Genomic DNA, 23,037 nt, shown 5'->3' with positions numbered 1-23,037 from the left:
GTCCTCGGCGGCTGCACCCGGGCCCTCGTCGCGACTCGTGGCCGAAGCCGAACTATCGGCGGTGGGCACTGCGGGGTCGGCGGCTGGGGTGGGCTCCGACTCCGGCAAGTCCGAGACCGGGGTGTCGGTGTGCTCGGTCACCCGTAGTCCTCCTCGATGGTCACGGTGCTGGTCTGGACGTCGTCACCGATCCAGCTGATCGACAGTGGGCCGAGCGGGTCGGGCTGGTCGAACTCGATCGTCTTGCCTCGGTACAGCTCGAGCAGCGCGAGGAAGCGGGCGACGATCTCGACCGGCACGGTGCAGTCGGCGACCAGGTCGGTGAAGGTCGTCCAGCCACCTTTGCCTGCCAGCTTCAGCCGTTCGAGCACCAGCGCGGCCTGTTCGGCGATCGACACGGCGTGGTTGTGCAAGTGGTCGAGCCCCACCTTGGGCACCGGGCGCGGCCGGAACGCCGCCGCGGCGATCGCGGCGAATTCGTGCGCGTCAACTCCCAGCGTAACCTCGGGCAGCAGGTCGGCGAAGCGCTCCTCCAGGCCGACGGCGCGCGGATACCGCCGCAGCGCGACCGCCTCCAGCTCGCCGAGCAACTCGGCCACCTGCTTGAACGCCCGGTATTGCAGCAGCCGCGCGAACAGCAGGTCGCGGGCCTCCAGCAGTTCGAGGTCCTCGGCGTCGGTCATCTCCCCCGACGGCAGCAGGCGTGCCGCCTTGAGATCGAGCAGGGTGGCGGCGACGACCAGGAATTCGGTGGTCTGGTCGAGGATCTTGTCGGCCCGCAGTTTCGTTGTGGCGTCCTCGGACAGCGCCGCGGTCAACGCTTTGGTGTAGGCGATGAACTCGTCGGTCACCTTGTGCAACGCCACCTCGGTGACATCCAGCTTCCGCGAGCTGATCAGGGTCAGCAGCAGATCGAACGGCCCCTGAAAGTTGCTCAACCGCAGATGAAACCCGGACTTCTGCTCCGTCTCCTGCGCCCCGCCCGCGACATCCGCATCGGCAGCCGTCGACTCCGAGGGGGACTCGGAGTTCGCGGTAGCGGGCTGCTCGGGCATCTGGACATCATCGGGTACGCCGGAGAGAGCCGATGTGTGCAGGTCCGGGGTGGCCTCGACTTCGTCCGCCGCACAGTCCGGTCGGTCGGCGCGCGCCGCAGCCCGCTCCAGGAGATCGCCCGACGGGTGGTCGTCGCCGTGGCCGGGCGTGTGGGTGGTAGCGGGTGGTGCGGGGTCGTTGCTGCCGATCACCGGCCGGACCGGTGGATGACTTCCCGCGCCATCGCCCGATACGCTTCGGCTCCACTGGATTTGGGCGCCCACGTGGTGATCGGCTCGCCCGCGACGCTGGCGTCGGGGAACCGCACGGTACGCGAGATCGCCGCGTCGTAGACCAGGTCACCGAACACTTCGACGACCCGCGCCATCACCTGACGCGAATGCAGTAGTCGCGCGTCGAACATGGTGACCACTATCCCGTACAGGCTGAGCCTGGGGTTGAGGCGGTCGCGCACCTTTTCCACGGTGTCGTTGAGCAGCGCGAGCCCACGTAGCGAGAAGTATTCGCATTCCATCGGAATGATGACCCCGTCGGCGCAGGCGAGCGCGTTGACGGTGAGCAACCCGAGCGACGGCTGGCAGTCGATGATGATGTAGTCGTACCGGTCGCGGATGGAATGCAGGGCGCGGCCGAGCGAGTGCTCCCGCCCGACCTCGTTGACCAGCTGGATTTCCGCGGCCGAGAGGTCGATGTTGCTGGGCAGCAGATCCATGTTCTCGACCCTGGTCTGCATCAGCACGTCATCGATCGAACCTTTGGAGCCGACCAGCAGGTCGTGCACGGTCAGCTCGAGATCGTGATGGGCCACACCCAATCCCGCCGACAGCGCGCCCTGCGGGTCCAGATCGACCAGCAGCACCCGGCGCCCGTACTCGGCGAGCGAGGCGCCGAGATTGATGGTGGAGGTGGTTTTGCCGACGCCGCCCTTCTGGTTGCACATGGCGATGATGAGGGCGTCGCCGTGCCGTTCCAGCGGCGTCGGGTCCGGCACGAGTCGCAGGGGGCGCCCGGTCGGGCCGAGTGCCGCGTCCTCCGCGACAGGGAGATCGACCCCGGTGCCCCACAGGGTTTCGGCCGCCGCCGCCGAGGCGGGACCCGGATGCGGCTCCGCCCCAGCACCCATCGGCGGCTCTGCCGCTCCGGCTGATGTCACGATCCGCTGCTCCTTATACGTTCCTGCCCGTTGCCTCGCCGAGCGTAGCGAAGCCGATCAGGCCCGACCTCGCTTTCGTACGGTCCAGCTCTCGATAGACGCTACCGCTTATGAGCGTGCAAGAGCCGCGACGCGCGCGGCGTGTTCGCGGCACCACGCCGGGCCGCGAACAGCAGAACGCTACCCTGTATCGCTCTGCGCCACTCCGGGTCACCGTTGAAACGCACGTCGAAGCGGCCGGGTGACTCGTCCGAGCTGTCCCGTGTCCGCCTCCCCGCGGCTGTCCGGATGTGCTCGGATCGAACGATACCCGGTGCCGCGACCGCGCCGTTCTAGCGGGCGCGGGGATGCGCGGTCGCCCACACCTCGCGCAGGGTGTTCACGGTGACGAGGGTGTAGATCTGGGTGGTGGTGACCGACGCGTGGCCCAGGAGTTCTTGGACCACACGGACATCCGCGCCGCCGTCGAGCAGATGGGTGGCGAAGGAGTGGCGCAGCGTATGCGGCGAGACGGCGGCGCCGATGCCCGCGCGTTCGGCCGCGGTCTGCAACACCTGCCATGCGGTCTGGCGCGACAACCTGCCGCCGCGCGCGTTCAGGAACAGCGCGCCCGCGTTCGCTTTGCCGGCGGCGGCCAGCATCGGACGCCCCCGCACCAGATAGGCGTCCACCGCGGCGAGCGCGGGCCGACCGATCGGCACCATGCGTTGCTTACCGCCCTTGCCGTGCAGCACGACCGCGCGTTCGGCGATATCGAGATCGTCGACATCAAGTCCGACCATCTCGGAGATGCGCGCGCCGGTGGAGTACAGCAGTTCCAGCAGCGCGCGGTCACGCAGCCCGCGCGGTCCGCCGTCGGCGCCGAGCGCGGCGTCCGGATCGTCGGCGGCCCCGCCGCCCGCGGCTTCGAGCAGCTTCAGCACCTGGTCGTAGGGCAGGGCTTTGGGCAATCGGCGACCGGGCGCGGGCGGTTTCACCGCGTGCGCGACATCGGTGACGGTGAGGCCTTCCGCGGCCGCGAACCGGTGCAGTCCGCGCACCGCGATCAAGGCGCGCGCCACCGAACTCGCGGCCAGCGGCGGATGGTCGGCGCCGCCCGCGCGCAACGCCATGGTGAATTCGGCGACGTCGCCCTCGGCGACCTGATCGAGCGCGGTGATGCCGCGCCCGGTCAGGAAGTCGAGATAGCGCCCGAGGTCACGCCGGTAGGCGCCGAGGGTGTTCCGCGCGGCGCCGCGCTCGACCGCGAGATGGTCGAGGTAGGCGTCCAGTTCCCGCGCGAGCACCCGGCGCCCCCGTCAGTCCGCGGACTTCTGCGCCGCCTTGCGGCGCAGGAACGCCGTGGGCTGACCCGGCCATGGCGCGTCCGCCGGACGTAGCTCGGTGTCGCCGGCCCGCGCCGCGGCGAGCGCGAGCACACCGGCCACCGCGGTCGCGTTGACGATCTCCCCGGCCAGTGCCGCGCGCACGGCGTCGGCGACCGGCATCCGCACGATCGCCAGATCGGCTTCCTCGAATTCCGGCTCGGGCTGGTCGGTTTCGTAGAGTCCGCGCGCGACGTACACGCGCAGCGCCTCGTCGGTGAAACCCGGCGACAGCGCCACGTCCACCAGTACCGACCAGTCCCGCGCGGCCAGCCCGGTCTCCTCGGCCAGCTCACGCCGCGCGGCGACGAGCGGGTCCTCACCTTGCAGATCGAGCAGACCGGCGGGCAGCTCGAGCAGCCGCCTGCCGATCGGATGCCGGTACTGGTTGATGAGCACGACATTGTCGTCGTCATCGATCGCGGCGACCGCGACGGCACCGTGGTGCTCGATCACCTCCCGCTCGACGACCTTGCCGCCCGGCATCCGCACCTGGTCCAGCCGCAGCGCGAGAATCGCGCCGCTGTAGACCGTTTCGCTCGACACCGTCTCGAAATCGTGGCTGCCCGGTGCGGCAGCGCCCCCGTCCACCGTCATCGCGCTACGCCTGCTCCGCCGCGCTCACGAACTCTTCGTCCGGGATGTCCACGGGCAGCCGCTCGGCGAGCTTGTAGGTCAGCGCCGCCGCGACCAGCGCCGCGAACAGCGGATGCGGACGGGTCGGCCTGCTCTTCAGCTCCGGGTGCGCCTGGGTGGCGACGAAGAACGGATGCACGTCGGCGGGCAGTTCGACGAACTCGACCAGATGCCCGTCCGGGGAGGTGCCGCTGAACCGCAGCCCGCTCTTCGCGATCCGGTCGCGGTAGGCGTTGTTCACCTCGTAGCGGTGCCGGTGCCGCTCGGACACCTGCTCGGCGCCGTACGCCTGGGCCACCACCGAACCCTTGGCCAGGGTCGCCGGGTAGGCGCCGAGGCGCATGGTGCCGCCGAGATCGGCCTCACCGGCGACGGCCTGTTCCTGATCGGCCATCGTGGAGATGACGGGATGCGGGGTGTCCGGCTCGAATTCGGCCGAATTGGCCTCGTCCAGACCGACCGACCTGGCCGCTTCGATGACCACGCACTGCAAGCCGAGGCACAACCCGAGCAGCGGAATACCGCGCTTGCGGGCGTAGGCGATCGCCCCGACCTTGCCCTCGATGCCGCGGATACCGAACCCGCCGGGAATCAGCACCGCGTCCACGTCCCGCAGCGCGGCCTGCGCACCCGCGGGCGTCTCGCACTCGTCGGAGGGCACCCAGCGGATCTGCACCTTGGCCCGCGAGGCGAATCCGCCCGCGCGCAACGCCTCGGTGACCGAAAGGTAGGCGTCGGGCAGGTCGACGTACTTGCCGACGAGCGCGACCTCGACCGTCTCGCGCGGCGAATGCACCCGGTCGAGCAGATCGCCCCACACGGTCCAGTCCACGTCGCGGAACGGCAACCCGAGCTTGCGCACCACATAGGCGTCCAGGCCCTCGCGATGCAGCACGCGCGGGATGTCGTAGATCGACGGCGCGTCCGGGGTGGAGATGCAGGCGTCGACGTCGACGTCGCACATCAGCGCGATCTTGCTCTTGAGCGCCTGCGGCACCTCGCGGTCGCACCGCAGGATCAGCGCGTCGGGCTGAATACCGATGTTGCGCAACGCGGCCACCGAATGCTGCGTCGGCTTGGTCTTCAACTCGCCCGAAGGCGCCAGGTACGGCACCAGCGAGACGTGCAGGAAGAAGACGTTGTCCCGGCCGACATCGTGCCGAATCTGGCGCGCCGCCTCCAGGAAGGGCTGCGATTCGATGTCGCCGACGGTGCCGCCGATCTCGGTGATCACCACATCCGGGGTCTGCCCCTGCGCGTCGGGCGCGCTCATCGCGAGCACCCGGCTCTTGATCTCGTCGGTGATGTGCGGAATCACCTGGACGGTGTCGCCCAGGTACTCGCCGCGCCGCTCCTTGGCGATGACCGTCGAATAGATTTGCCCGGTCGTCACATTCGCGTCCCGGGTGAGATCCCGGTCCAGGAACCGCTCGTAGTGACCGACATCCAGATCGGTCTCGGCGCCGTCCTCGGTCACGAACACCTCGCCGTGCTGGAACGGGTTCATGGTGCCGGGATCGACATTCAGATACGGGTCGAGTTTCTGCATCGTGACGCGCAGCCCACGCGCCGTCAGCAGCTGACCGAGGCTGGAGGCGGTAAGACCTTTACCCAATGAGGAGGCGACTCCACCGCTCACGAAGATGTGCTTCGTAGCTGTTCGCGCCTGAATCCGTGTTTGACCCACGGGTCTTCACGGTAACACGGATCAACTGTCCAGAAGTAACGCCACGCACGTTTGCTGTATATGTGCCGCGCGTGGCTGTCACCACTTGCTAGCGGGGAGCGGAGGCCAGTGTGAGGGAGGTCGCCTTGTCGCCGGTGCCGTATCGGCCGGCGCCGCCGTTCAGCTGTTCGGTCAGCGCCAGGACGGTGGTGACGCGGCCGATCTCGCGGTCCAGGTTGTCGACGGTGGTGACGGAGGTCGCGAGGGCGCCGTCGGTGCGGACGACGGCGATCGGGCCAGGGGTCTCGGCGGCTCCGGCGCGACCGGCCAGGACCACGCCCGCACCGCGGCCGCGCAGGGCGCCGGCGAACCTGGCGATGTTCGCGCCCTGGCTGTTCTCCGCGGACTTGGCGCCGTTGCCGGTGATGACGACGGCGAGCTGCGCCGGGTGCACCGGGGTGTCGCCGTAGGCGAGGAAGCCGCCGCCACGCAGGGTCTCCAGGACGAGGCCGAGTTCCTGTGGGGTGCCGCGGGTTTGCCCGTTGGCCGGATCGAGCAGCAGCACCAGGCCGAGCAGGTCGCCCGCCATGCTGCCCTGATCGACTGCGCCGGTGCGCAATTGGGCCCCGGCCGGGATGACGTTGGTGACGGCGGTGCGCATCCGGTCGCCCTCGGTGGCGTCGGCGAACGCGTCGGTGAGCGCGATCCGGCCGGTGATCGCGGCCCCCGAGGTTTCCAGCGATTTGGTGACGCCCTCGATATCGGCGGGATCGGCGTCCGGTGTGGTGAACACGACCACGCTGCGGTCGGCGAGGGTGCCGCCGAGGATACGTCCGGCGGAGCCCGCGATGAAGCGATCGGCGGCGTTGAGCTGATCGGTCAACTGCCGGTTCTGTTCGGACACGGTGTCGACCTGCTGACGCAGGTCGGACTTGTCCGCGCGCAACCCCGACAGCAGATCCGCCGCGAGGGTCTGCGAGCCGAGCACGACGCCGATGGCGAGTGCCAAGAAGATCGCCACGATCGAGACGGCGTGCTGGCGTAGCGAAATCATCGTTCTCCCTTGGTCGTGAAGCGCAGGCCGGTCACTGGCCGCCTGCGCCGACTAAGCCCTGCGCCCAGAGCGCGAACCGGTGCCAGGTGTCGGTGGCCCAGGTCAGAGCGTCGGTGCCGGTGTTGGACGCGAGCAGCACGACGATCACCGCGACCAGCGCGGCGAGCACCACCAGCGCGACCCCGATGCCGGAGACCCGGTTGCGGTACAGCGTGGCAACGGCTTTGGCGTCCATCAGCTTGGTGCCGAGCTTGAGCCGGGTCAGGAAGGTCGCCGGATTGCTCTCGCGCCGGCTGCGATCGAAGAAGTCGTCGAGCGTGGCGGCCGCGCCCGCGGTGACGATCAGCGCCGCACCGTGATGGTGAGCCAGCAGCAGCGCCAGGTCGGCGGGCGAACCCGAGGACGGGAACGTGGTGGCGCCGATGCCGAGATCCTGGATCCGCTCGAGGCCCTTGGCATGACCGTCGGTGTCGGCGGGCAGGATCACCTCGGCACCGCATTTCAAGGTGGCGGTGGTGATCTCGTCTGGATCGCCGACGACGAGGTCCGGCTTGTACCCCTGCTTCATCAGCGTGTCGGCGCCGCGACCGACGCCGACCATGATCGGCACGTACTCCTTGATGAACGGCTTGAGCCGCTTGAGATCCTCGGCGTGATCCGGCCCGTCGGCGACCACGACCACGTGCCGGTGCTTCATCGACAGTTCCAGTTCGGGCACGCCGATGCCGTCGATGAGCAACGCGCTCTCGGTACGGATGAACTCGATCGTGTTGCCCGCGAAGGCCTCCAGATGATCGGCCAGCCCGTTGCGCGCCTCGATCATCCGCTCGGCGATATCGGCGTCGGTGAGCTCGATGCCCTCGACGAGCACCTCCGGCTCCTTCTTGGTGACCTTGTCGAGATAGACGACGCCGCCGTCGATCCGGACCTTGATGCCGTCCTTGATCTTGCTGAAGGCATCCGAACTCACCGTGTCCAGCAGCAGGATCCCGTTGGCCACCAGCACTTCGGGGCCGAGATTGGGATAGCGGCCGGAGATCGAGGGCGAGGTGTTGATCACGGCGACCACACCCGCCTCGACCAGGCGGTCGGCGGTGAGGCGGTCCAGGTCCATCTCGTCGAGCACGACGACATCCCCCGGCCCCACCCGTTTCAGCAGACGCCGGGTATTGCGGTCCACCCGGGCGATCCCGGTGCGGCCGGGCAGCGTTTCGGTGTTCCTCGACAACAACGCCAGCATCTTCATGGCTCCGATGCTGCCCGCTAACCCTCAACCTTTGGTGGAGGCGCGCCGTATCACCTACCACATGGGTCACTGCTAAAACAGCGACTCGACCCACGACACGCGGAACTTCTGCCGGATCCGTTGTGGTCAGAGGCGAAAACGCCGCCTCGGACGGTCTGCGGGCCGACGAACTCGGCCGACGTGTGCCCTAGCTAACATTCGGCGCGTCTTGTGCGTCGGCAACCGTCCGGCATACCTTGACCCCATATTTCCATCTGGGATGGCTTTCGTCCGCGGCGCTGCGTACCGACAGAACTCCCATGGCATCTCCGACCCACCGGCCGAGCGCGACACCCACGTCGGCCACCGGGCCGAATCGAAGGCGGTACGCACCGTGCACAGATTGACGAGATTCCTTGCTGTTTCGGCGAGCACCGCGGCGATCGGAGCCGCGTCGACTCTCACCGCCCACGCCGATCCGGAAGCACCCGGCATCCGCTACACCGCGCGGGCGGTCGACGACGCCGTGGTGCTGACCACCGATTCCGGATCGCTCGACACCGCGGGCGACCAACTGGAGATCCGAGACGATGCGGGCGTCCTGCGTGCCTCGTTGCCTCTCGGTTACTACCAGGACAATCGACGCTGGCCCATCGCCGCGCGCCTGGACGGCACCACCGCGACTCTGACGCCGAGCGTCGATCCGGCCGCCGCGACACCGGCGCCCGGGGTCACCGACCCGTTGCACGACGTCGCGCTGGATCCCGAGTCCCCGGAATTCACCGACGCGCTGAAGAATTTCACGGCGATCGTCGGCGTCGGCACCGCGGTGGGCACGCTCATCGGCACGATCGTCGGCGCCGGGGTCGGCTGCGTGGCCGGCGGGGCGCTGGTCGGCGGCGCGGCGACCATTCCGACCATCGGGGTGCTGACCATCCCCGGGTTCCTCGGCGGCTGCCTGGTGACCGCGATCCCCGTGGCAGCCCTCGGCGGACTCATCGGAACCATCACCTTCGGCGTCACCGCCCTCACGATCGGCGGCTTCCTGCTCGGCGACGCGCTGTCCAAGCAGAACGCGGCTCCGCCGAAACCCTGACCCGCGAATCACCTGAGCATTCAAGGCATTACGGACAATCGCCCGCCCAAACTGTGTCTACCGTCACAGGAAGCGAACTATTTCGCGCGTCTAACTAGCGAGGTCGCTACCGTTTCGTTACCGTCGGCCGACATCGACGACCGCTCGACGGGACGCAGCAAAGGACACCGGCTGGATGCGCTTCGAAACAACCGCGAATATCGGTGCGACACACCGAATACCAGACGTTTCTCGCATACCGGCGCGTTCTGGACAATCCAGACAAACGCGGTCGGCGCGATGAGTGGATACGGTCCGCGAGGTTTCGAGCAGCGCAACACCTTCCGGCTGCGCAACCCGAACGACTTTCAGCAATGGATCAGCTATCCCCTGCGGCGAGCAGACCGGGCCGCTCGGGAGGATCATCGGCCCACAGCCGACCGCTGGCCCACCACCGAGGACCGCTGGCCCGGCGGCAACGATCGGTGCGCCGCCGCCGAGAAGCCGCGATTCGCCGCAGAACCGTGGTCCCCCGAAGACGGTTGGTCTGCGAACCATTGGCCGCCCGCCGATGAGCAGTGGGCCGAGGACTGGCCGACCGACGAGCCGCCCGGCGACCCGACACCCACCGATCAATGGACGTGGTCGAACGATCGCTGGCAGTCCCCGAACGAACCGTGGGCGGCCCCCGCCGCGCAAGTCCCGGGCGATCGGCCCCGCCCGAGCCGGCGTGCGGACCGATCCGACACCAGCCGCGCGCCTCGAACCGGCGTCGACCGTCGCGGGGGCGACCACAACAGTGTGTCCCGCACCGACCACGGCCGAGAGCGCCACATAGGTGCCGAGAGGGCGACGCTCGATTCTGCCGAGCCCCGCAAGCGACGGAGCGGGCGGCATCGGATGCCTGCGCCGCCGACGGCACTGAAAGGGCGGGCGGCGATCGTCGCGGTGGCCGCGGGCGCGATCGTGGCGGCTGGACAGAACCTCGAGACCGGGAGCGCGAAGGCGCCTGCGCAGTCGGTCGCGCCGATGGCGCTGGGGCAGCCGCAGGCAGTGGACCCGGTGGCCGTCAGTTCCGAGCCGCACAACACCGACCCGGGCCTGCTCGCGGAAGGTCCGGCCACGCTCGGCCAGTTCGCTGACATGCTGCAGAACGGCAGCAAGGTCGCGGACGAGATCGCCGCCGACGTCCAGGCAAAGCTGCGCCCCCTGTTCGTCAAGTTCACCTCCGGCACGTTCACCTCCGGTTACGGAATGCGCTGGGGCACCCTGCATCCCGGCGTCGACGTGGCCGCCCCCATCGGCACCCCGATCGTCGCGGTGGAGGACGGCACCGTGATCAGCGCGGGACCGGCCAGCGGCTTCGGCATGTGGGTGCGCGTGCTCGGCGACGACGGCACCGTCACCGTGTACGGCCACATCAACACCGCACTGGTCTCGGTGGGCCAGCACGTCACCGCGGGCGACGAGATCGCCACGGTGGGCAACCGCGGCGAGACCACCGGCCCGCACTGCCACTTCGAGGTCTGGCTGAACGGCACCGACCGCATCGACCCTCTCCCCTGGCTCGCCACCCGCGGCATCGGCCTCGGCCCCGAACGCGATTGACCTTTCCGGCCAGCGCAACTGACCCCGCCTGAATTATCGACACCGGAATCACGGCAGGTCAGGGCAACTACCCACACTCCCGAGCTGCCACGTGCGACTCGTCGCCGGGCGGTGAGGGTCGAACCCGGGCTTGTCGGATCCCACCATCCGCGAATTCGGATGGTGGGATCCGGACGACTCACCCAGCGCGCGCAGGCCGACCGGGCATCAGGGCACCGGCGACGAGACAAGCCGCGCCGAGGCAGACGCCGCAGGCGGCGAAGGCCGCACCGTAGCCCGCGCTCAACGCGATCGCGCTCAATGCTGCGAGCCCGACCGCGCCGCTGGTCTGGCGCACGGTGTTCAGCACACCGGCGGCCAAGCCGTTACGTTCCGGCGGCACGCCGTCGGTCGCGGCGACGGTGAGCGGGGTGAACGCGGCGGCCGTGCCGTAGCCGAAGATCATGCCCGAGACCAGCACCGACCAGAAGTACGGTGCGCCGAGCGCGATGCCGAGCGCCGTGCCGAGAAAGCCCAGCCCGCCGATCGCACAGCACAGCATGGCCGCCCGGCGGGCGCCGAACCGCACGGTGAGCCAGCCCGCGGAACGGGAACCGACGACCATCGCGATACCCGAAGGGAGATAACCGATCCCGGCCAGGAACGGCGAATAGCCGTACACGTCTTGCAGGTACAGCGACAGCAGGATGGGACTGCCGAGGAAGCCGGCCCCGAGCAGGAAGATCACGATGTTGGCGCTGGTCACCGAGCGCAACCGGAAGATGGTCAGCGGCAGCAGCGGCTCGGCGGACCAAAATGCCTGGTGCACAGCGAAAATGGCGATCAATGCCGAGCCGCCCAGCACCGCGCCGAGCACACCCGGATCGGTCCAGCCGGCGGCCGCCGACCGCATGATGGCCAGCACGACACCGGTGATGCCCGCAGTGGCCAGCACCGCGCCCACCACATCGAGCCGCGGTCGCGCGACGGCCCTCACCTGACGCGGCAGCACCACGAATGCGCCGATCATTCCGACGACCCCCACCGGTGCCAGGACGAAGAAGACCCAACGCCACCCGGCCAACTCGGTGAGCAGCCCGCCGAGCACCGGTCCCGCCGCGGCGCCCGCCGCCGCGACCGCGCTCCAGATGGCGAGCGCCCGGGCCCGCCCGGCGGGCTCGAGAAATGTCGCGGTCAGCATCGACAGCGTCACCGGCATCAGCAGCGCACCCCCGAATCCCTGCACCGCACGGGCCGCCAGCAGGAACCCCGGCGTGTCGGCGAACCCGGCCGCGACCCGGGCGACGGTGAATATCCCCAAGCCCGCCAACAGGATTCGGCGTCGGCCGAACACGTCCGCACAGCGCCCGCCGAACAGCAGGCAACCCGCGAAGGCCAGGGTGTAGGCGTTCACCGCCCAGGGCAACGCCGCGGGCGTGAAACCGAGGTCGGCACGCAGGTCGGGCAGCGTGATCGAGACGATGGTGGCATCCATGACCACGCTGAACGAACCGAGGCAGGCCAGCGCCAAGACCAGAACCTGCTGCCGTGTTGGCTGCTCGGCGCGCACGGCCGCACCGACGCTCACTGCTCCCACCCCGGTTCACCGGGTCGCGCATCGAATCGAATCGCGGGAACCGCGTATCGGGCCTCGGGTATCGCATAGAGCGCGTCGACCGCCGCACGGAGATCCGGATATTTCACCGCATGACCGCGGATCTCGGCCGGGTGCGCGGGCAAACCGGCTGCGGCGAGCAGTGTTTCGACCAGGTCGCTCATGCCGCCGCCGTCCAGGTCGGCGGCAGCTGCCGGTGCCATGCGGTGTCCTGCTGGAACGCCTCGCCGACCCGCAGGATCATGGCTTCACCGAAGGCCGGGCCGGCGATCTGACAGGACAGCGGCAGGCCGTCCGCGCCGAAGCCCATCGGCACGGCCAGCACCGGATTGCCGAGGGCGTTCCAGTACGGGGTGTGGATCATCCGGAACAGCGCGGCATCGTCCTGATGTCCTGCCGCATCGGCCAATTGGTCCAAACGCGGCGCGGTGACCGAGGCCGTCGGGCATACCACCACGTCGACCTGTGCGAACAACGCACCGACCGCCGCCTGCGCGACCCGCCGGACCCGTTGCGCCTGAACGTAATCCGCACCGGATATCAGCGCACCCTGGGCGAGCAGGCCGCGGGCGGCGACGAAATAGTCGTCCCAGCTTCGGGTCAGGTCGTTGCGGTGGTACGCCAGGCCTTCCGAGACCGCACTGACGATCGCGGCGGTGGTGGCTTCCCGGTAGAACGGCAGCGTGATCTCGGCCGTCTGGGCACCCCGCGCGCCCAGAACCGCTATCGCACGGTCGAATACGGTCGGCAGCTCAGGGTCGCACCCCTCGGCGAGTTCGCGAACCACGCCGATCCGCACACCGCTCAGGTCGGTCTCCGGCGGCTCGACGGTGAAGACCGTGTCCACCACGGGATGCGTACTGTCCGGGTCGCTCGGGTGCGGACCGGCGAGCACCGCGAGCAGTGCCGCGCAGTCGGCGGCGGTGCGCGCCAGCGGTCCCACCCGGTCGAGGCTGTAACCCAGTGGCACACAACCGGATTTCGGCACCCGTCCGAAAGTCGGCAGCAATCCGGTCACCCCGCAGAACGCGGCGGGCATGCGAATACTGCCCGCGGTGTCGGAACCGAGCCCGGCCGGGAACAGTCCCGCGGCGATCCCGTTCGCCGTGCCGGAACTGGAACCGCCGGCCCAGCGGTCGGCCCGCCACGGATTACGCGGCAGCGGGAACGGCTTGCCGGAATCCGGTATGCCACAGGCGAACTCCATCGTCGTGGTCTTGCCGGTGATGATCGCACCGGCCGCTTTCAACCGTGCCACGACCGGTGCGTCACGTCCCGCACCCCACGTCCGATCGTGCACCAGACTTTGTGCGGTGGTCGGACCTTCGGCCACCGCCATGGTGTCCTTCACCGCGACCGGAATGCCGTGCAGTGGCCCGCGAGCGAGCCCGGCCGCACGCTCGGCATCGGCCTGCCACGCCTGGTCCATGGCGGTTGCGTCGAAGCGGGTGAGATAGACCCCGAGTTCGGTGTCGTGCCGGTCGGCGAGCGCGATCGCGGACTCGATCAACGCGGCGCTCGTCGTTTCGCCCGCGCGCAGTGCGCGGGCGGCCTCGGCAATGGAATACATCGGCCGTCCCTTCGGAGTGATCCAGCAAGTTAGGGTTACCTTGCCCGTTCAACCCGAGTTGAGGTCAACTAGAGAAATGCCGGAGCTCACGGACATCTCCACCGTCGTCGACCATTTCGCGCTCCCGCTGTCGACACTGCACTACTGGGAACGCCGCGGCCTGCTGGCGCCGCATCGCCGCGGCGGCCGCCGCTACTACGACGACGATCAGCTCTATCGGATCGCGTTGATCAAGCAGTGGCGGACCACCGGATTGCTGAGCCTCGACGAGATCGGCGAGTTGCTCACCGCCCGTGCCACCGATCCGAACTGGCGCACCACGGTCGACGCGCATATCGCCGCGATCAATCGGAACATGGCCGAACTCGAAACCGCGCGCGCTTATCTGGACTATCTGCTCACCTGCCGATATGACGGTGAGCTGGAGAGCTGCCCGGCCTATCGCGCGACGATCGCGCTGCCGGACCGGCCTGGTCCATGATGTACGGAATGCACTGTCTGTGACACCGGCCACCCGGACTCCCGGCGAGTACCGGTGGTACCTATATGCTGCGGGTCACAGGTAACTCGAAGAGGAGACCCCCATGGCCAGCACCACCGTCGACGCCGTCATCGCCGCCCCGCGCGAGGTCGTGTACCGGCTCTTCGCCGATCGCGAGAGCGTCAGCCCGTACCTGCCGATCAATATCAAACTGACCAAGCCCGGACTGACCGAGCGCGAGGGCGTCGGCGCGCAGCACCTGCTCGGTGTCGGACCGCTCGGTGTCACCGAGGAGATCACCAAGCTGGTGCCGGGCGAGCGGATGGAATACAAGATCGTCAAGGGGGCCCCGGTGAAGCGCCACGTCGGCGTCATCACCTTCGCCGACGCCGAGAAGGGCACCCTGGTGTCCTACACGATGGAATCCGAGCCGAGCCTGCCCGTCCCGGCGAAGGTGCTGGAGTTCGGGTTGAAGAACCTGATCGGCCAGTTCATCAAGGCCGCGCAGAAGGCCGCGCGCTAAAACGCTCAGACGACCGCGCCGGACTTCTCCGAGCGCGCCGTCTCCAGCAGTTCCTCCGCGTGTGCCCGGCCGGTTTCGGTGTCGTCGAGACCGGCCAGCATGCGCGCCAGTTCGATGACCCGTTCGTCCTTGGTCAGCGCCCGCACTCCGCTGTTCACCTTGCCCTTGCCGTCGTCGGACTTGTCGACCACCAGGTGGGTGTCGGCGAAGGCCGCGACCTGCGGCAGGTGCGTCACCACGATGACCTGATGGGTGCGGGCCAGCCGGGCCAGCCTGCGCCCGATCTCCACCGCGGCGCGGCCGCCGACACCCGCGTCCACCTCGTCGAAAACCATGGTGGCGCCGTGATCCGAGCGGGCGAGCACCACCTCGAGCGCGAGCATCACCCGGGACAGCTCACCACCGGAAGCACTCTTGCTCAACGGAAGTGACTGCGCGCCCGAGTGCGCGGACAACCGGAACTCCACCTCGTCGACACCCGAGGATCCGGCGTGCAGCTCCTTGCCGCCGACGAGCAGCGGCGCGGAATCCTGCGGCCCCGCGGGAACCGGCCGGACCTCGACCTCCAGTTTCGCCTTGCCCATGGCCAGTCCGCCCAGCTCGGCGCTCACCGCGGACGCGAGCTTGCCCGCCGCCTTCTTGCGCGCGGCACTGAGCTTCCCCGCCGCCTCCCGCACCCGTTCGGCCGCGATATCGACCTCGGCCGCCAATGCGGTGAGTGCCTCCTCGGACACGTCGAGCGAGCCGAGCTTGGTGCGCGCCTCGTCGGCCCAGGCGAGCACACCGTCGATGTCGGGGGCGTACTTGCGGGTCAGCGACTTCAGTTCGGCCTGGCGAGTGAGCAGCGAGTCGAGCGCGCCGGGATCCGACGGCAGGTCCGAAAGATAGCCGCTGAGTTCGGTGGTCAGGTCGACCACCACCGCGATCGCCTCGCCGAGCCGCGGCGCCAGCGCGGTGAGCTTCGGATCGTCGGCCGACTCGATGCGCGAGCGCGCGGCGCCGAGCAATTCCAGTGCGCCGGAACCGTCTTCGGGCGAATCCGGCGAGCCGGCCAGCGCGTCGTGCGCGGTGACGGCGGCCTCGCGCAACGAATCCAGGTCGCTGAGCCTGCGCACGTCCTCGACGATGCGCACATCCTCACCGGGTTCCGGTGCGATGGCATCGATCTCGGTCAGCGAATGCTGCAACCGGTCGGCCTCCTGCGCCAATTCCCGGCTGCGCGCGGTACGTTCGAGCAATTCGTTGCGGGCGTCCAGCCAAGAGCGCCGCTGCACACCGTATTTGCGCAGCAGCGGCCCCACGGTGTCGGCCGCGAACTGGTCCAGAGCCGCCAATTGCTGGTCGGGACGCTGCAAACGCAGCTGATCGTTCTGCCCGTGCACGGTCAGCAACGGCGCGGTGAAATCGGCGAGTACCGCGGCGGGCACGCCGCGACCGCCCAGGTGCGCGCGGGAACGGCCGTCGCTGCCCACGGTGCGGATCGCGATGATGCTGCCGTCGTCATCCTGTTCGGCCGCAGCCGATTCCAGCACCTGCGCCACTTCGGCGCGGGCGCCGTCGTTCACGTCGTCGACGGTGAAACGGCCCTCGACCACCGCCCGCGCGGCGCCCAGCCGGACCCGCCCCGGATCGGCGCGCGCACCGCTCAGCAGGTGCAGGCTGGTGACCACCATGGTCTTGCCCGCACCCGTCTCGCCGGTGAGAACCGTGAGACCCTCGTGGAATTGCGCGGTGGCCGTCGAGATAACGCCAAGCCCGTCAATCCTGATCTCTGTCAGCATGTGTGCTCTCCGTTCGCCGTCGGCCACGCCAGCCTGTCACGGGCAATTGGAACTTGCGCACCATCCGGTCCGCGAAGGGCGCGGAATCCAGCCGCACCCAGCGCACCGGCTGCGCGCCGCGGACCGCTTCCAACCGGCCGCCACGCGGCAGGTCGAGCGTGCGCCTGCCATCCAGGAAAACTATCGCATCGTGTCCCTCGGCCGCCGCCTCGACCGCGATCCGCGACTCCGGGCTGGTCACCAGCGGCCGGGCGAACAGGGCGTGCGCGTTGCTCGGAATCACCAGCAGCGCTTCGAGTTCCGGCCACACCACCGGGCCGCCCGCGGAGAACGCGTACGCGGTGGAGCCGGTCGGGGTGGCGATCAGAATGCCGTCGCAGCCGAACGCCGACACCGGCCTGCCGTCCACCTCCAGCACCAGCTCCAATACGCCCATCCGCGAGGCGTTTTCGATGCTCGCCTCGTTCAGCGCCCAGCCGGTGTCCACCACCTCGTCGTCCACCCGGACGTTGACGTCGATGGTCATCCGGTGCTCGATGCGGTAATCCCGCCGCACCACATGGGCCAGCGCGTCGTCGAGATGCTCGGCCTCGGCCTCGGTCAGAAAACCGATGCGGCCGAGATTGATTCCCAGCACCGGCACCCCGGCGGGGCGCGCCAGCTCGGCGGCCCGCAGGAATGTGCCGTCACCACCGAGCACCAGCACCATCTCGCAACCGACCGCGGCCTCGGGCCCGTGCGCGACCACCCGCACCGGATAACCGCCCGGCTCGGCCTCGAACCGGGTGCTGTCCGCCTCGTCGTCGAGTACTCGCAGGCAGATGCCCGCATCGGCGAAGATCTTCGCCAGCCGGTGCGCGGTCTCGATGATCTCCGCCCGGCCGGGATGCGACACCAGCAGGATCTCCCGGCTATCGGCCCTCGTCGGCGCGTTCACTGTGGACCCTCCTCAACCGCACGCTCGACGAGGGCAGCCACTCGCGCCTCGTCGTCTTCGAGCCCGCCGTCCGCGGTAACGGACTTGCGCAGCCACAGGAAGTATTCGACATTGCCCGACGGGCCCGGCAACGGGCTGGCGGTCACGCCCTCGGTGTGCAGGCCGAGCGCCGCCGCGGCCGTCGCGACCGCACGTACCGCCGAGGCGCGCAGCGCCGGATCGCGCACCACACCGCCGGAACCGACCCGCTCCTTGCCGACCTCGAACTGCGGCTTCACCATCGGCAGCAGATCCGCGCCCGGCGCGGTGCACGCGGCCAGCGCGGGCAGCACCAGGGCGAGCGAGATGAACGACAGGTCACCGACCACCAACTCGACTGGGCCGTCGATCATTTCGGGGGTGAGGTTACGCACGTTCGTGCGATCGACCACCCGCACCCGTTCGTCGTTCTGCAACCGCCAGATCAACTGGCCGTAGCCGACGTCCACCGCGACCACCTCGCGCGCCGCGCGCGAGAGCAGCACATCGGTGAAACCGCCGGTGGACGCGCCCGCGTCGAGGCAGCGCTTCCCCGCGATGGTGAGCCCCGCCGGTTCGAACACCTCGAGGGCACCGAGCAGTTTGTGCGCGCCGCGCGAAGCCCACGACACCTCGTCGGCCTGCTCCCGGACCAGCAGCGGCGTACCCGCCTCGACGGCGGTCGCCGGCTTCACCGCGACCGTTCCGGCTATCAGGACGCGACCGGCGCCGATCAGCTCGACCGCGTGTTCTCGCGATCTCGCCAACCCGCGGCGAACCAGTTCGGCGTCCACGCGCGCGCGTCTGGCCACCTCAGATCTTGTCCACCGTGGCCAGGGCCTGCACGAGCACGTCGTGCGCCTGCTCCAGGATCCGGGCGCGGCGGGTGATGTCCGCGCCGGTCTCCGCGCTCTCCGCCGTCGCGTGCGCGCCCGGCCAGCCGGTGCGGGTGACGAGTTCGGTGAGCAGGCCATCGATCTCGGTGCGGATGCGCTCCGGATCGGCGGGCTCCGGACGCCCGGGTGCACCCGGCAGATGCTGGCCCGGCAGCGGAACCCCGGGGCGGGGTCCGCTGGCACCTGGCGTCGGCATTCCTGGGCGGGGCATGGGAGTAGTCATCGTGCGGTCAACGCTATCGGATTTCCGAACCGGACGCGCGCACCGTCACGGCTCGTCCCGGGTTGCGCCGCAACCGTTCGGCCAGCACTGCGGCGAGGTCGCTCGGATCGATGTCCGATTCGGCCGGAATCGGCGGGTGGTTCAGCGCGTCCAGCGAATCGGCCACATAGGTCGGAATGAACTCGGCCGCCGCGTCTTTCAGCTCGTCCAGGGTGCTGACGCCGGTGAGCACCAGCAGCGATTCCAGGCCCACGGCGTTCGCGCCCTCGATATCGGTGTCCAATCGGTCACCCACCACCAGCGCGCTGCGGGTGCCCGCGCGCACCAGCGCGTCCTCCATCAGCGGCGCGAACGGTTTGCCCGCCACCATCGGCTCGAGGTCGGTCGCGGTGCGCAAGGCGGCGACCATCGCGCCGTTGCCCGGAGCGAGACCGCGCTCGTTCGGCAGCGTCTTGTCGGTGTTCGCGGCGACCCACAGGGCGGCGGCGCGCAAGGCGTACGCGGCCTCGGCGAGTTCGGGCCAGCCGGTCTGCGGTGAATGTCCTTGCACCACAGCGGCAGGCGCGGCACCGTCGAACCGGCGCACGGGGCGCAAGCCGACCGCCGTCACCTCGGCGGCCAGATCGTCGGTGCCGACCACCAGCACCTCCGCGCCCGGAGCGAGGCGCTCGGCCAGCAGCCGGGCCGCCGCCTGCGCACTGGTCACCACGTCGTCGGTGGTCGCGGGGAAGCCGAGATCTGCCAGATGTGCGGCGACCGTCGCCGGCGACCGGCTCGCATTGTTGGTGACGTACACCAGCCGCTGCGCACCCTCGGCCGCCAGCGCCGCCGGCGCGCCCTCGATCACCACGGGACCCCGGTACAGGGTGCCGTCCAGATCAAGCAGCAAGGCTTCGTAGCGATCTCGTAGCCGCTTCACACCACTCTCCGTGTCACCGAACTTCGCATCCTCCGGATGCCCGAACCGGCCCCGCCGCGCCCATGGCAGCCCCGAGACACCCGCACATTACGCCAAGGCGCCGACACGAACCCCCGCCGGTTCGGCCTCCGTCCACCACCGATGTGCACCCGCACCGCACGGTCCGGGGTGCACAGCCAAGACGCGGGCGCACCCGTCCGCGATCGGGCCAGAGCTCGACAAGCGGGCGTCCCTCCAGCTTTGCCGCACCTGGTCGGGGCTACCGGTTGCTGCTGACGGCGACAAGAACCGCGCCGCGGCTCACGCGGTGCACCGAGTCGCGTCGACCCGTGCGCTCTTTCGAGGTGACGAGAACGGAGTCGACGGGGCGACTCGGCGCTGTTGCCGGATCCGCGGCGGTGGCGGTTCGCTATCTCAGCAGAGTGATATGCGTTCCGGGCGGAGTGCGGCGGGCGGTCCATCGAGCAGACCAGTTCTTGACCTGGCTGGGGCCCGACTCGGCAGGCAAGACCACCGGCCCAACTCTCGGTTGGGGAGGCGGATCGGGCGTTAAACTGCTGATCAAGTCGTCGGCGTCGGTCCTCGGGGGCGGGCCGGCACGGGAAGGTGGTGCCACGGTGTTTCCTGCCGAGGTGTTGGTTCCGGTGCTGCTGTGCGCGGCATCGCTGGCCGGTGCGGGACAGGCCGCGGCGGACAGTTACGGCGGCTGCCAGGTCGGCAGCATGATGAGCGGCCGGTTGGTGCCGGGGACCGGCAGTGCCGGACAGAGCATCCAGCGGGAAGCGAACCTGCGCGAATGCGCCAGTCCCCTGCTGCCCGGTGTGGACGCCGCGCGGATGAGCGTGACCATCCCGTTCAACGCGCCGGGCGCGACCAGCTCCGCCGAATTCGCCTGGTCCGACGGAAGTGTCAGCACGGCAACCGGTTACGGCAACGGCCTGTGGTCGATCACCGCCGGGCCCGCCACCGGCCACGCCCTGCACATCCACACCGCCGACACCTGGAACGGCTGGTACTTCAGCTACGCCGAGGTTCTCGTCACCTCCGCCGCCTTCGTCTCCTGAACCCCTTCTCCCCCAACACTTCACGAACCGATCCTGTACCCCCGTCCAGATTGCCGGTGAGTTGCGCGACACCGGTCCCGCGTTTCCAGCAACACACCGAACAAAATTGTCCCTCAGACACTTTTCGAATGCATTTTCGAGACTCGGCCCCTACGTTGGCCCCATGGTCAGCTCGCAACACGAAGCGATGCACCGCATCTTTCAATACGACCCTGGTACGTTCGCGCGCGCCTTCCGCGCTCTGGACCTACCGTTCCCCGACCCGCTGGAGGTGATTCAACTATCCGTCGACCTCACCGAATGCCGCCCGGTCGAGCGCCGCGCCGACACCATCCTGCAGATCGACACCGCCGAAGGACCATTCCTGCTGCTGGTGGAGGCCCAGGGCAAGCGGGATCCGACGCGGCCGCCCGCTTGGGCCTACTACCTGTCGTATCTACAGGCCAGATACGACCTACTACCGGTGCTCGTCGTCATCTGCCAGGACCATGCGGTCGCGTCCTGGGCCGAGGGTCCACTCGAAGTCGGCCATGAGCGGTGGCCGAGCCTGATCCTGCGCCCGCTCGTCCTCGGCCCGCACAATGTGCAGCCGGTGACCGACATCGACACCGCCGTCTCCGATCTCGCGCTCGCCACGCTGTCCGCCATCACGCACGCCAAACAACCCGATATCAACGAGATCCTCGAGACACTGGCCGCCGCCCTACGCAAAACCGGCCCGACCGAATCAGCTCATATGTACCGCGAACTCACCGAACTCGGCCTCGGTGATGGCGAAACCCAACAGATGTGGAGGAATATCATGTCCATGGACCTGGACTTCTTTCGTTCGAAGACTTCCAATGACCTGCGCGCGGAGGGGGACGCGAGGGGACGCGCCAAGTACATCGTTCGCACCTTGGACCAACGCGGCATCCCCTTGTCCGACACGGACCGGAACCGAATTCTGACCTGCCTGGACTTCGAGGTCCTCGACCGCTGGTTCGACCGCAGCTTTTCGGCCACCAGTGTCAACGAGGTCTTCACCGATGACCACTGAAGCGAATTCCATTCCGCTGTGGTTCTTCAGGTCCGAGACCTCGCAACGCATCCGTGCCGACGGAGAAGCCAAAGGACGCGCCGAGGACATCATCCGGATCCTCGAGCACCGTGGTGTACCTGTGTCCGACAGCGTCCGTGGCCTCATTCTGTCTTGCCGGGAGGCCGATTATCTGGACTCGTGGTTCGACCGCAGTCTCGTTGCCAGCACCATGCACGAAGTCTTCCTCGACACGCCGCCGTACGCCGAAGGGTTCGCCGACGGGCTAGCTAAGGCAGAGGCCAAAGTACGGGCCAAGCTCATCGTGCACATGTTGGAGCGTCGCGAAGTCCACCTGTCCGAAGCCGACCGGGAACGGATCCTGGCCTGCTGGGACCCCGAAGAACTGGACCGCTGGTTCGACCGCAGCATCTCCGCGACGACAGTCGACGAGGTCTTCGCCCAGGACGGGTGATCTGGCGCGGGCTCGAGCTGGACAGTTGATCACCAGGTACTGGTGGCGGCATCGGCCGAGAGGGCTACGCCACCATTACCTGGCGATCAGGCGTCCAGGACGGGTGCCGCCGGAGTGGCCGTGATGCGTGTGCTTGTTGAACGGCAACGGGTTTCGAACCGCGGCGGCCTCGTCCCACCCGATCGGCTCGCAACGCGAGACGCCGATCCCGGTCCTCGTCGGCGGCAACGGAGACCGCGTCCTGCGCCGGGCACCGGATCGAGCGACGTCTCGTCGGGCCACCACTAGCGCAGGGGCGGTGCTGGCGGGAGTTCATCCCGGCAGCGCGGCGGAAGGTGACGCCCGCGCGCTTCGTACGCGGGTGGCCAGTTAGCCACGACCAGGTGCGGACTCCAACAGCATTGGACTCAGCCGATGCGTCGTGCGAGCGGTTACGAACAAGCACGCTCAGGCGGGAGGAGCGGGCTCAGCTTTCGACGGGCTGGGCGATGAAGTCGGCGTGTTCGGCTTCGGTGGCGTCGCGGGCTTCGTCGATGAGGAGCACGGGGATGCCGTTGTCGATGGGGTAGGCGCGGCGCAGGCGCGGGTTGTAGAGGACGGTGCCCTCGGTCGCGCGGACCAGCAGCAGCGGGCCCTTGTCCTGCGGGCAGGCCAGCAGGCTCAACAGCGTGGCGTCCAAGGTGGTGTGCTCCGGCATGACC

23 protein-coding genes are annotated in these 23,037 nt (G+C 69.0%); 7 read left to right on the top strand and 16 right to left on the bottom strand.

Going from position 1 to position 23,037, the window contains the following annotated elements:
- Positions 1–137 precede the first annotated feature (137 nt).
- From NBRGI_RS29030 to steA, 7 genes are all read right to left on the bottom strand, one after another.
- Positions 138–1,055: a segregation and condensation protein A gene (locus tag NBRGI_RS29030; RefSeq protein WP_051728114.1), complete on the bottom strand. Its 918-nt coding sequence runs from the start codon at positions 1,053–1,055 to the stop codon at positions 138–140.
- A 188-nt stretch (positions 1,056–1,243) separates the two neighbouring features.
- Positions 1,244–2,179, bottom strand: coding sequence for a ParA family protein (locus tag NBRGI_RS29025; RefSeq protein WP_029900380.1), 936 nt, complete (start codon positions 2,177–2,179; stop codon positions 1,244–1,246).
- A gap of 362 nt (positions 2,180–2,541) precedes the next feature.
- Entirely contained in the window at positions 2,542–3,495 is a 954-nt protein-coding gene (xerD, locus tag NBRGI_RS29020; RefSeq protein WP_029900379.1) for a site-specific tyrosine recombinase XerD, read from the bottom strand.
- Positions 3,496–3,507: 12 nt separating this feature from the next.
- Positions 3,508–4,170 carry an NUDIX domain-containing protein gene (locus NBRGI_RS29015; protein WP_029900378.1) on the bottom strand — a complete coding sequence of 221 codons (663 nt, stop codon included), beginning with the start codon at positions 4,168–4,170 and terminating at the stop codon, positions 3,508–3,510.
- Positions 4,171–4,174: 4 nt separating this feature from the next.
- A complete protein-coding gene (locus tag NBRGI_RS29010; RefSeq protein ID WP_029900377.1) occupies positions 4,175–5,896 on the bottom strand; it encodes a CTP synthase in 1,722 nt (573 codons plus the stop codon).
- Between the two features lie 88 nt (positions 5,897–5,984).
- Complete coding sequence (locus NBRGI_RS29005) at positions 5,985–6,929, bottom strand: copper transporter (RefSeq protein WP_029900376.1); 945 nt, start codon at positions 6,927–6,929, stop codon at positions 5,985–5,987.
- Positions 6,930–6,960: 31 nt separating this feature from the next.
- The gene (gene steA / locus NBRGI_RS29000) at positions 6,961–8,175 is read right to left on the bottom strand and encodes a putative cytokinetic ring protein SteA (RefSeq protein ID WP_014983568.1); all 1,215 of its coding nucleotides are present in this window, start codon (positions 8,173–8,175) and stop codon (positions 6,961–6,963) included.
- 373 nt (positions 8,176–8,548) lie between these two features.
- Here steA and NBRGI_RS28995 point away from each other — a divergent pair, with 373 nt between their 5' ends.
- Together NBRGI_RS28995 and NBRGI_RS49980 are read left to right on the top strand one after the other, a co-directional pair.
- Positions 8,549–9,250, top strand: coding sequence for a hypothetical protein (locus NBRGI_RS28995; protein ID WP_051728112.1), 702 nt, complete (start codon positions 8,549–8,551; stop codon positions 9,248–9,250).
- 279 nt (positions 9,251–9,529) lie between these two features.
- Complete coding sequence (locus tag NBRGI_RS49980) at positions 9,530–10,837, top strand: M23 family metallopeptidase (RefSeq protein WP_051728106.1); 1,308 nt, start codon at positions 9,530–9,532, stop codon at positions 10,835–10,837.
- Positions 10,838–11,015: 178 nt separating this feature from the next.
- Here NBRGI_RS49980 and NBRGI_RS28985 read toward each other — a convergent pair whose 3' ends face one another.
- The 3 genes from NBRGI_RS28985 to NBRGI_RS28975 are packed head-to-tail and all read right to left on the bottom strand — an operon-like array spanning position 11,016 to position 14,001.
- The gene (locus NBRGI_RS28985) at positions 11,016–12,404 is read right to left on the bottom strand and encodes a DHA2 family efflux MFS transporter permease subunit (protein WP_029900373.1); all 1,389 of its coding nucleotides are present in this window, start codon (positions 12,402–12,404) and stop codon (positions 11,016–11,018) included.
- Positions 12,401–12,634, bottom strand: a complete 234-nt coding sequence (locus NBRGI_RS28980; RefSeq protein ID WP_228833547.1) for a hypothetical protein — start codon at positions 12,632–12,634, stop codon at positions 12,401–12,403. The genes NBRGI_RS28985 and NBRGI_RS28980 overlap by 4 nt, the downstream gene beginning before the upstream one ends.
- On the bottom strand, positions 12,592–14,001 hold the full coding sequence (locus tag NBRGI_RS28975; protein ID WP_029900371.1) for an amidase: 1,410 nt from the start codon (positions 13,999–14,001) through the stop codon (positions 12,592–12,594). Before NBRGI_RS28975 ends, NBRGI_RS28980 begins: the two co-directional genes overlap by 43 nt.
- A gap of 76 nt (positions 14,002–14,077) precedes the next feature.
- Here NBRGI_RS28975 and NBRGI_RS28970 point away from each other — a divergent pair, with 76 nt between their 5' ends.
- Together NBRGI_RS28970 and NBRGI_RS28965 are read left to right on the top strand one after the other, a co-directional pair.
- Entirely contained in the window at positions 14,078–14,482 is a 405-nt protein-coding gene (locus tag NBRGI_RS28970; protein WP_029900370.1) for a helix-turn-helix domain-containing protein, read from the top strand.
- Positions 14,483–14,585: 103 nt separating this feature from the next.
- Positions 14,586–15,005, top strand: a complete 420-nt coding sequence (locus NBRGI_RS28965) for an SRPBCC family protein (RefSeq protein WP_029900369.1) — start codon at positions 14,586–14,588, stop codon at positions 15,003–15,005.
- Between the two features lie 5 nt (positions 15,006–15,010).
- On the opposite strand, the gene recN is transcribed toward NBRGI_RS28965, so the two are convergent.
- Genes recN through NBRGI_RS28940 form a run of 5 tightly spaced genes read right to left on the bottom strand, consistent with a single transcriptional unit; the run spans position 15,011 to position 19,779 of the window.
- On the bottom strand, positions 15,011–16,786 hold the full coding sequence (recN, locus tag NBRGI_RS28960; RefSeq protein ID WP_029900368.1) for a DNA repair protein RecN: 1,776 nt from the start codon (positions 16,784–16,786) through the stop codon (positions 15,011–15,013).
- Entirely contained in the window at positions 16,764–17,723 is a 960-nt protein-coding gene (locus tag NBRGI_RS28955) for an NAD kinase (protein WP_029900385.1), read from the bottom strand. The genes recN and NBRGI_RS28955 overlap by 23 nt, the downstream gene beginning before the upstream one ends.
- On the bottom strand, positions 17,720–18,553 hold the full coding sequence (locus NBRGI_RS28950; protein WP_029900367.1) for a TlyA family RNA methyltransferase: 834 nt from the start codon (positions 18,551–18,553) through the stop codon (positions 17,720–17,722). Before NBRGI_RS28950 ends, NBRGI_RS28955 begins: the two co-directional genes overlap by 4 nt.
- A 1-nt stretch (position 18,554) precedes the next feature.
- Positions 18,555–18,860, bottom strand: a complete 306-nt coding sequence (locus NBRGI_RS28945) for a hypothetical protein (protein ID WP_228833548.1) — start codon at positions 18,858–18,860, stop codon at positions 18,555–18,557.
- A 13-nt stretch (positions 18,861–18,873) separates the two neighbouring features.
- Positions 18,874–19,779 carry an HAD-IIA family hydrolase gene (locus tag NBRGI_RS28940; protein ID WP_029900365.1) on the bottom strand — a complete coding sequence of 302 codons (906 nt, stop codon included), beginning with the start codon at positions 19,777–19,779 and terminating at the stop codon, positions 18,874–18,876.
- A gap of 617 nt (positions 19,780–20,396) precedes the next feature.
- On the opposite strand from NBRGI_RS28940, the gene NBRGI_RS28935 reads away from it, so the two are divergent.
- The 3 genes from NBRGI_RS28935 (at position 20,397) to NBRGI_RS48800 (ending at position 22,336) form a co-directional block, all read left to right on the top strand.
- On the top strand, positions 20,397–20,843 hold the full coding sequence (locus NBRGI_RS28935) for a hypothetical protein (protein ID WP_148310984.1): 447 nt from the start codon (positions 20,397–20,399) through the stop codon (positions 20,841–20,843).
- A 163-nt stretch (positions 20,844–21,006) separates the two neighbouring features.
- Positions 21,007–21,882 carry a hypothetical protein gene (locus NBRGI_RS28930; protein ID WP_029900363.1) on the top strand — a complete coding sequence of 292 codons (876 nt, stop codon included), beginning with the start codon at positions 21,007–21,009 and terminating at the stop codon, positions 21,880–21,882.
- On the top strand, positions 21,872–22,336 hold the full coding sequence (locus NBRGI_RS48800) for a hypothetical protein (RefSeq protein ID WP_063726325.1): 465 nt from the start codon (positions 21,872–21,874) through the stop codon (positions 22,334–22,336). Before NBRGI_RS28930 ends, NBRGI_RS48800 begins: the two co-directional genes overlap by 11 nt.
- Positions 22,337–22,802: 466 nt before the next feature.
- Here the strand turns inward: NBRGI_RS48800 and NBRGI_RS28915 are convergent, their stop codons facing one another.
- Positions 22,803–23,033: a Trm112 family protein gene (locus NBRGI_RS28915; protein WP_014983551.1), complete on the bottom strand. Its 231-nt coding sequence runs from the start codon at positions 23,031–23,033 to the stop codon at positions 22,803–22,805.
- Positions 23,034–23,037: the final 4 nt, after the last annotated feature.

Source organism: Nocardia brasiliensis IFM 10847, assembly GCF_000710915.1.
In the GTDB taxonomy this organism is placed as follows: Bacteria; Actinomycetota; Actinomycetes; order Mycobacteriales; family Mycobacteriaceae; genus Nocardia; species Nocardia brasiliensis_A.
Note: the sequence above shows the minus strand (reverse complement) of the source record. Positions and strands in the feature narration are given on the sequence as shown.

Coding starts and splice junctions, on each gene's coding strand:
- steA (WP_014983568.1), bottom strand. CDS start 8,175: ATGAAGATGCTGGCGTTGTTGTCGAGGAACACCGAAACGCTGCCCGGC.
- NBRGI_RS29030 (WP_051728114.1), bottom strand. CDS start 1,055: ATGCCCGAGCAGCCCGCTACCGCGAACTCCGAGTCCCCCTCGGAGTCG.
- NBRGI_RS28980 (WP_228833547.1), bottom strand. CDS start 12,634: ATGGCACCGGCAGCTGCCGCCGACCTGGACGGCGGCGGCATGAGCGAC.
- NBRGI_RS28930 (WP_029900363.1), top strand. CDS start 21,007: ATGGTCAGCTCGCAACACGAAGCGATGCACCGCATCTTTCAATACGAC.
- NBRGI_RS28970 (WP_029900370.1), top strand. CDS start 14,078: ATGCCGGAGCTCACGGACATCTCCACCGTCGTCGACCATTTCGCGCTC.
- recN (WP_029900368.1), bottom strand. CDS start 16,786: ATGCTGACAGAGATCAGGATTGACGGGCTTGGCGTTATCTCGACGGCC.
- NBRGI_RS29015 (WP_029900378.1), bottom strand. CDS start 4,170: ATGACGGTGGACGGGGGCGCTGCCGCACCGGGCAGCCACGATTTCGAG.
- NBRGI_RS29025 (WP_029900380.1), bottom strand. CDS start 2,179: ATGGGTGCTGGGGCGGAGCCGCATCCGGGTCCCGCCTCGGCGGCGGCG.
- NBRGI_RS28945 (WP_228833548.1), bottom strand. CDS start 18,860: ATGACTACTCCCATGCCCCGCCCAGGAATGCCGACGCCAGGTGCCAGC.
- NBRGI_RS28915 (WP_014983551.1), bottom strand. CDS start 23,033: ATGCCGGAGCACACCACCTTGGACGCCACGCTGTTGAGCCTGCTGGCC.
- NBRGI_RS48800 (WP_063726325.1), top strand. CDS start 21,872: ATGACCACTGAAGCGAATTCCATTCCGCTGTGGTTCTTCAGGTCCGAG.
- NBRGI_RS29005 (WP_029900376.1), bottom strand. CDS start 6,929: ATGATTTCGCTACGCCAGCACGCCGTCTCGATCGTGGCGATCTTCTTG.
- NBRGI_RS28975 (WP_029900371.1), bottom strand. CDS start 14,001: ATGTATTCCATTGCCGAGGCCGCCCGCGCACTGCGCGCGGGCGAAACG.
- NBRGI_RS28965 (WP_029900369.1), top strand. CDS start 14,586: ATGGCCAGCACCACCGTCGACGCCGTCATCGCCGCCCCGCGCGAGGTC.
- NBRGI_RS49980 (WP_051728106.1), top strand. CDS start 9,530: ATGAGTGGATACGGTCCGCGAGGTTTCGAGCAGCGCAACACCTTCCGG.